This window comes from [Mycobacterium] manitobense, from assembly GCF_025821665.1.
GTDB lineage: Bacteria > Actinomycetota > Actinomycetes > Mycobacteriales > Mycobacteriaceae > Mycobacterium > Mycobacterium arseniciresistens.
This window is the reverse complement of sequence record NZ_JACKSJ010000275.1, coordinates 1-7,803: the sequence shown is the minus strand read 5'-3', so window position 1 is coordinate 7,803 and position 7,803 is coordinate 1. Positions and strand designations below refer to the sequence as shown.

7 protein-coding genes and 1 pseudogene are annotated in these 7,803 nt (G+C 71.3%); 4 read left to right on the top strand and 4 right to left on the bottom strand.

Going from position 1 to position 7,803, the window contains the following annotated elements; genetic code table 11:
- Window positions 1–243 (bottom strand): hypothetical protein (locus tag H7I41_RS30110; RefSeq protein ID WP_264016322.1); only part of this gene is annotated, 243 nt, incomplete at its 3' end.
- A gap of 131 nt (window positions 244–374) precedes the next feature.
- Here H7I41_RS30110 and H7I41_RS30105 point away from each other — a divergent pair.
- Together H7I41_RS30105 and H7I41_RS30100 are read left to right on the top strand one after the other, a co-directional pair.
- Complete coding sequence (locus tag H7I41_RS30105; RefSeq protein WP_302916691.1) at window positions 375–956, top strand: DUF3000 domain-containing protein; 582 nt, start codon at window positions 375–377, stop codon at window positions 954–956.
- Window position 957: 1 nt separating this feature from the next.
- Window positions 958–2,253, top strand: coding sequence for an HRDC domain-containing protein (locus H7I41_RS30100; protein ID WP_264016320.1), 1,296 nt, complete (start codon window positions 958–960; stop codon window positions 2,251–2,253).
- On the opposite strand, the gene dxs is transcribed toward H7I41_RS30100, so the two are convergent.
- Window positions 2,250–4,163 (bottom strand): 1-deoxy-D-xylulose-5-phosphate synthase, encoded by a 1,914-nt coding sequence (gene dxs, locus H7I41_RS30095; protein WP_264016319.1) that lies wholly within the window; start codon window positions 4,161–4,163, stop codon window positions 2,250–2,252. The two genes, H7I41_RS30100 and dxs, sit on opposite strands and share 4 nt — an antisense overlap.
- A 198-nt stretch (window positions 4,164–4,361) precedes the next feature.
- On the opposite strand from dxs, the gene nhaA reads away from it, so the two are divergent.
- Window positions 4,362–5,693, top strand: coding sequence for a Na+/H+ antiporter NhaA (gene nhaA, locus H7I41_RS30090; RefSeq protein ID WP_264016323.1), 1,332 nt, complete (start codon window positions 4,362–4,364; stop codon window positions 5,691–5,693).
- Here the strand turns inward: nhaA and H7I41_RS30085 are convergent.
- Window positions 5,690–6,307, bottom strand: a complete 618-nt coding sequence (locus tag H7I41_RS30085; protein WP_264016318.1) for a TetR/AcrR family transcriptional regulator — start codon at window positions 6,305–6,307, stop codon at window positions 5,690–5,692. The two genes, nhaA and H7I41_RS30085, sit on opposite strands and share 4 nt — an antisense overlap.
- A gap of 69 nt (window positions 6,308–6,376) precedes the next feature.
- Here H7I41_RS30085 and H7I41_RS30080 point away from each other — a divergent pair, with 69 nt between their 5' ends.
- Window positions 6,377–7,609, top strand: coding sequence for an FAD-dependent oxidoreductase (locus tag H7I41_RS30080; RefSeq protein ID WP_264016317.1), 1,233 nt, complete (start codon window positions 6,377–6,379; stop codon window positions 7,607–7,609).
- Here the strand turns inward: H7I41_RS30080 and H7I41_RS30075 are convergent.
- A pseudogene (locus H7I41_RS30075) lies at window positions 7,576–7,803 on the bottom strand (class I SAM-dependent RNA methyltransferase); the annotation flags it as partial. The gene H7I41_RS30080 and the pseudogene H7I41_RS30075 overlap by 34 nt on opposite strands.

Sequence of the window (7,803 nt, the reverse complement as noted above, 5' to 3'; positions counted from 1 at the left end):
GTACGGCAGCCCGGCGTCGCGCACCGGCGCCGCGACCGCGGACAGCCCGAGCGCCCAGTGCACCGCTGAGCCCGCGGCCACCGCCACGACGGCGACCAGCACCGCGAGGACCGGCGCGGGGGTGTAGCGAACAAGCCGGCTCCGCCGCCGCGGAGCGTCGGGTGGGCTCTGTCCTTCGGGTTCGGCGTCGGACCGGTTCGGATTCGAGAGTTCTTCGATGGCGTCAGCAAGCCGTTCAGGCATGGTGATCATCGTCTCACCAACCGGCGGTTCCGCGGTGCACCAGTTGACGGGATCGGGGCACGACGGGGTTCATGATCGAATTCGGCGCGCCTGCCGACACGCCCGGCCGGATGGGTCTAGCGTCAAACGTCGTGACCGCAGGCGAACCGGCTCAGTTCCGTACGGCGGTGGCGGCGATGAACGCCACCACCGTGCGGTCGGAGATCGAGCTCGGTCCGATCCGGCCGCCGCAGCGGCTCGCGCCCTACAGCTACGCCCTGGGCGCCGAGGTCCGCCATCCCGACACGACGATCGTCCCCGAGCGTTCGGAGGGTGATGCGTTCGGCCGGCTGATCCTGCTGCACGACCCGGAGGGCGCAGAGGCCTGGGACGGCACGATGCGGCTGGTCGCCTACATCCAGGCCGATCTGGACTCCAGTGAGGCGGTGGACCCGCTGCTGCCCGAGGTGGCGTGGAGTTGGCTGGTGGAGGCGCTGGACTCGCGGGCCGAGCACGTGACCGCACTGGGCGGCACCGTCACCGCCACCACGTCGGTGCGCTACGGCGACATCTCCGGCCCGCCGCGCGCCCACCAGTTGGAACTGCGGGCGTCATGGACCGCCACTAACCTCGAGCTCGGCCCCCACGTCGAGGCGTTCTGCGAGGTGCTCGAGCACGCCGCCGGACTGCCGCCGACCGGGGTGACCGACCTGAGCTCCCGCACCCGCGCTTGACATGACCGAGGCGCTTCCCCCCGATCCGGACGACACCGACACGGGTCTCGACGCAGAAGAGCTCGAGCCCGAGGCGATCCCGCTGCTGACCCCCGCCGACGGGGTGCCCGCGCTGTCGGTCAGCCGCTCCGAGATCGCCGCCGCCGCCGAACTGCTGGCCTCCGGACACGGACCGTTCGCCGTCGACGCCGAACGCGCGTCGGGCTTCCGCTACTCCAACCGGGCCTACCTCGTGCAGATCCGCCGCGCCGGGGCCGGCACCGTGCTGATCGACCCGGTGAACCACGGCGATTCGCCGATCGACGTGATGGCGCCGGTGGCCGCAGCGATGGCCGAGGACGAATGGGTGCTGCACGCCGCCGACCAGGACCTGCCGTGCCTGGCCGAGATCGGGATGCGGCCGGCACGGCTCTACGACACCGAACTGGCGGGGCGGCTCGCCGGCTTCGAGCGGGTGAACCTCGCGGCGATGGTGCAGCGACTCCTCGGCCTGCACCTGATGAAAGGCCATGGCGCGGCGGACTGGTCGAAGCGGCCGCTGCCCGACGACTGGCTCAACTACGCCGCGCTGGACGTGGAGGTGCTGCTCGAACTACGCGACGCGATCGCCGCGGTGCTCGAGGAGCAGGGCAAGACCGATTGGGCCGCACAGGAATTCGAGCATCTGCGGACGTTCGAGGCGTCCCCCACCCGGCGCGACCGCTGGCGGCGCACGTCGGGGATCCACAAGGTCCGCAACCCGCGGGCACTGGCCGCGGTGCGCGAGCTGTGGACCACCCGTGACCACATCGCCCGCCGCCGCGACATCGCGCCGGGGCGGATCCTGCCCGACGCGGCGATCGTCAACGCCGCCACCGCCGACCCCGACACCGTCGAAAAGCTCACGGCGCTCCCGATTTTCGGCGGTTCGAAGCAACGCCGCAGCGCGCAGGTGTGGCTCGACGCGCTGAACCGTGCGCGGGAGAACACCGATCCGCCGGACGACGCCGAGACGTCGAACGGACCACCGCCACCGTCGCGCTGGGCCAGGCGCAAACCCGAGGCCGCGGCCCGGTTGGAAGCCGCCCGCGCCGCGCTGTCCGCGGTGTCCGAGCGTGTCACGGTGCCGGCGGAGAACCTGATCACCCCGGAGGTGGTGCGCCGGTTGTGCTGGGACTGGCAGCCCCCGGAGTCCGGCGACGTCACCGCCGCGGTCGAGGAGTTCCTCACCGAGGCACGCGTCCGCCCGTGGCAGCGCGAACTCGTGGTGCCGGCGCTGGTCGACGCGCTCAGCGGCGCGGCGGCCCAGGACGACTAGTCGAGGCGCTCGCTGACCTCGGACTCCGAGACCGCGGTGCCCAGCGCCGCCACCCATCCGGTGATCTGGCGCGCGATGTTGCGATCGGTGATGCCGATGTCGGCCAGCACCTCACTGCGGGAGGCGTGTGCGAAGAACTCCTGAGGCAGCCCCACGTCGCGGCACGGCACGTCGATCTCGTCGCGGCGCAACGCGGCCGACACCGACGACCCGACGCCGCCCGAGACGCCGTTGTCCTCGAGGGTGACCACGAGCTTGTGCGCGCGGGCCAGCTCGCCGATCGCATCGGGCACCGGCAGCACCCAGCGCGGGTCCACGACGGTCACGCCGATGCCCTGGTTGCGCAGCCGCTCGGCCACCTCCAGCGCCATCGCGGCGAACGGGCCGACGGCGACCAGCAGCACGTCGTCGCCCATCCCGGCGGCGGGCACGGCGAGCACGTCGACCACACCCCGCCGTTCGACAGCGGGGATGTCCTCGCCCACATCGGCTTTGGGGAACCGGATGGCGGTGGGTCCGTCATTGACGTCGAGCGCCTCGCCGAGTTCCTCGCGCAGCCTGGTGGCATCGCGCGGAGCGGCGACCCGCATGCCCGGCACGACGCCGAGCAGCGACAGATCCCACATGCCGTTGTGGCTGGCGCCGTCGCTGCCGGTGACCCCGGAGCGGTCGAGCACCATGGTGACCGGCAGCTTGTGCAGTGCGACGTCCATCATGATCTGGTCGAATGCGCGGTTGAGGAATGTCGAGTAGATCGCGACCACCGGATGCAGACCGCCCATCGCCAGCCCGGCGGCAGACGTCATCGCGTGCTGCTCGGCGATGCCCACGTCGAAGAAGCGGTCGGGGAAACGGTCGCGGAACACCGACAACCCGGTCGGACCCGGCATTGCGGCGGTGATCGCCACGATGTCGCGGCGCTTGGCGCCGTAGTTGACAAGGGCCTCGGCGAACGCCGACGTCCAGCCCGGTCCGGCGACCTTGGTGGCCATCCCGGTCGCGACGTCGATGACGCCGCAGGCGTGCATCTGGTCGGCCTCGTCGTTCTCGGCGGGCGGGTATCCCATGCCCTTGCGCGTGACGACGTGCACGACGACGGGCGCGTTGAACCCGCGCGCGTGCCGCAGCGCGGACTCGACGGCGTGCTCGTCGTGGCCGTCGATCGGGCCGACGTATTTCAGGCCGAGGTCGGTGAACATCACCTGCGGCGCGAGCGCGTCCTTGATGCCCGCCTTGATGCTGTGCACGCACTGGTAGCAGACCTCGCCAATGACGGGCAGCCCGCGCATCGCCTTGCGTCCGCTCTCCAGGATCCGCTCGTAGCCCGGCTGCAGACGCAGCGCGGCCAGATGGTCGGCGAAGCCGCCGATGGTCGGCGCGTAGCTGCGGCCGTTGTCGTTGACGACGATCACCACCGGCCTGCGGGCGGCGGCGATGTTGTTCAGCGCCTCCCAGCACATCCCGCCGGTGAGTGCGCCGTCGCCGACGACGGCGACCACGTGCCGGTTGCGGTGGCCGGTGAGTTCGAACGCCTTGGCCAGCCCGTCGGCGTAGGACAGCGCCGAACTGGCGTGGCTGGACTCAACCCAGTCGTGCTCGCTCTCGCTGCGCGACGGGTAACCCGACAGCCCGTCCTTCTTGCGCAGGGTCTCGAACTCGTGGCTGCGACCGGTGAGCATCTTGTGCACGTAGGCCTGGTGGCCGGTGTCGAAGATGATCGGGTCGTGCGGCGAGTCGAAGACCCGGTGCAGGGCCAGCGTCAGTTCGACGACACCGAGATTGGGGCCGAGGTGTCCACCGGTTGCAGCGACCTTGTGGATCAGGAACTGGCGTATCTCGCCCGCCAGAGCACTGAGCTGGGACTGAGTCAGGTGCTGCAGATCAGCGGGGCCGCGGATCTGTTCAAGCATTCGACCAGTTTACGCACGGCGCACGGTGCGGGTCCTGTCGAGCCGGGACCTTCACAATCACGTCACAGTGCGCGCCGCACACCTCGGTACACTCGCCGCACGGTGTGCCGGGAAGTCTGGTCGGCACCGCGGATGCCCGCTCGGGGGCCTGCGGTTCGGTGATGTCGATGAGACGGGGTGTCGGCTGTGTCACAGGAAATGCAGAAGGATCCGGGCGAGTCGGCGCCGCTGCCGCGCCGGCTGCTCTCCCGCGGCTCGTGGGCCGAGACGGCCCGGGTCGCCGACGTCCTGCGCAAGGAGACCGTCGGCGGCGCCGCCCTCCTGGTGGCGTCCCTTGTAGCGCTCGTGTGGGCGAATTCGCCGTGGTCGGCGTCGTACGCGGCACTGCGCGACCTGCCCGTCGGCACCGACCGCTTCGGTCTGCACCTGAACCTGACACTGGGCACCTGGGCCGCCGACGGACTGCTGGCGATCTTCTTCTTCGTGGTCGGGCTCGAGCTCAAGCGCGAATTCGTCGCAGGCGACCTGCGCGACCCGCGCCGCGCTGCGCTGCCGATCGCGGCCGCCGTCGGCGGGATGGTCGTCCCGGCGGCCATCTTCGTCGCGATGACGTACTCGGTCGGTGACGGCGCCACCCGCGGCTGGGCCATCCCGACGGCCACCGACATCGCGTTCGCCGTCGCGGTGCTGGCGGTCATCTCGACGCACCTCCCCGCGGCGTTGCGCATGTTCCTGCTGACCCTGGCCGTGGTCGACGACCTGCTGGCGATCACCGTGATCGCGGTGTTCTACACCGAGGAGATCAAGCTGTGGGCGCTGGCGGCGGCCGCCGTGCCGTTGCTGCTGTTCACGGTGCTGGTACAGCGCCGTGTGCGGTCGTGGTGGCTGCTGGTGCCGCTGGGCCTCGCGACGTGGGTGCTGATGCACGAGTCCGGCGTGCACGCGACCGTGGCCGGTGTGCTGCTCGGCTTCACCGTTCCGGTGTTGCGCAGCCACGCTGCCGGCGGACCCGACGCCGGGCCGGGTCTCGCGGAGCACTTCGAGCACCGGATCAGGCCGCTGTCGGCGGGCGTGGCGATCCCGGTGTTCGCGTTCTTCGCCGCCGGTGTGACGATCGGGGGCCTGCAGGGGCTCACCGACGCACTGACCGACCCCATCGCGCTGGGCATCGTGCTCGGCCTGGTGGTCGGCAAGACCGTCGGCATCTTCGGCACCGCACGGCTCCTCTCCGCGGTGACCAGGGCGTCGCTGGACAGCGCGCTGCGCTGGGTCGACGTTCTCGGCATGGCGATGCTCGCCGGAATCGGCTTTACGGTGTCGCTGCTGATCGGTGACCTCGCCTACGGCGACGACAGCGGCCGCGAGGACCACGTGAAGATCGGGGTGCTCGTCGGGTCGCTGACCGCGGCAATGCTCGCGACGGTGGTGCTGCGGCTGCGCAACCGGCAGTACCGCGCGCTGCACGAGGAGGAGACCCGCGACGCCGACCGCGACGGCGTGCCCGATGTCTACCAGCGGCCCGACGGCTAGGCCGCCAGCATCCGCCGCAGCGTGGCGAACTGTGCGTCGGTGAGCCGACGCAGTCCGTCCGCCGAGAACCGGTTGTGCCGGCCGACCGTCCACTCGTCGAAGAGCCGCAACATTCCGACCGTCAGCCGGTACTGCAGGTCCTCCGGCAGGTCGTCGCGCACCGCGCCGCACCGGCGGCCCTCCGCCAGGGCGCGCCGCACCCAGTCCTCGACGGCCGCCAGCGCCCCGCCAACGGTGGTCTTCGCGCTGCCGGGCGCCTCGCTGTAGAACAGCCTCCCCAGCAGCAGGAAGGCCTCGTGCTCCTCAGAGATCCGCAGGAACTCGGTGAAGACGTCAGCGACCCGTGGCCAGAACTGCGTTCCCGAGAAGCCCGCCGGGTCGGGAACCGTCCACCGGGACGCCGCCTCGGCGATCAATTCCGCGGTCACGAATTCGAACAATTCGCTCTTCGACGCGAAAAGGTAGTAGAACGAGCTCTTGCCCATTCCGCAGTCGGCGATGATCCGGTTCAGCGACGCGTCCGCGTAACCCGACTCGGCGAACTCCACCGCTGCCACCTGCACCAATCGTCGTCGTCGGGCAGCGGGCATGCGGGCGATCCGGCCGGTCGTCATGCACTGGACAATACTGTGTACCACCCGGTCCACAGAATGGTAGCGTCGAGGTGCAGCGAAAGGAATGTCATGGCGTTCACCCCGGTCCCGGTGGCCGACCAGTACGACGAGGCCCGCGCGGACGACATGCGCATCCTGATCGTCGGCGCGGGCGTCGCCGGCCTCACCGCCGCCGGACTGCTGCGCCGCGCGGGACGGCACCCCGTGCTGATCGAGCGCTCGGCCGCGGCGCCGGACGCCGGCTACATGCTCGCGCTGATGCCGATGGTCGACCCGGCGATCGACGGCCTCGGAGTGCGTGACGGGTACCGAGCGGCGGGCATCGCGCTCGACCGGTACGCGGTCCGCGGCCACACGGGCCGCCCGCTGCGCGAGGACTCGCTCTCGGCGGTTCTCGACACCTTCGGGGACTACCGGGGCATCGGCCGGGGCGCGTTGCTCGAGGTGCTCAGTACGGGCGGCTGTGCGGTCGCCTTCGGTTCGACGGTCCGCACACTGGCCGAGGGCGCGGACGGCGCGTCGGTCGGCATCGCCTCGGTCGACGGCGACCGGGAGTACCGGTTCGACCTGGTCGTCATCGCCGACGGCATCAACTCGACGACACGCGATCTGGTGCCCGGCAGCCGGCCTGCCGCCACGCTCGACACCGGGTGGGGCGGCTGGGTGGCATGGGCGGCACCGGACGGCTCACCCGATCTCACCGAAGAGCTCTGGGGCGCGGGCTTTTTCGTCGGCTCCTACCCGGTCGCCGGCCGCATCGGCGTGTTCGTCGGCGGCCCGCGAGAGGACACCGCCGCGGGAGTCGACGCTTTCGTCGCCCGGATCCGGCGCTCACTGAGCGTCACCGGCGCACGCGTCGAGCACGCACTGACCGCCCTGCGTGACGACCCCGACCCCTACTACTGGCCGCTCACCGACTGCCGGGCGCCGAACTGGACGACGGCCCACACCGTGCTGCTCGGCGACGCCGCCGCAGGTTTCCTCCCGACCGCAGGCGTCGGCGCGGGCATGGCGATGGAGTCGGCGTGGCTGCTGTCGGCCCTGCTGCAGCGCGCCGACCGCTCGACGCCGGCCGGTGCGCTGGCCGCCTATGAGGCCACCCAGCGCCCGCGAGTGCTTGCCGCGCAGGACAATTCACGTCAGCTGGCGCGGCTGATGTTCAACCGCAGCCGCGGCCTGGCGGTGCTGCGGGAGGCGGCGACGCGGATGGTCAGTGTGCGGATGGCGCTGCGGCCCATCCGCCGGCTGCTCGCCCAGCGGCCCGACGTTCAGCGAGCCAGCACCGCGATGCACTCGACGTGATGGGTGAGCGGGAACGCATCGAACACCCGTAGCTGCTCGACGCGGTAGCCGTGGCCGCGGTAGAGCCCGACGTCGCGCGCGAACGCCGCGGCCTCACAGCCCACGTGGATCACCCGCGGCACGCCCGCGGCGGCCAGCTGGTCGATCACCTCGCGGCCGGCGCCGGTGCGCGGCGGGTCGAGCACCGCCACGTC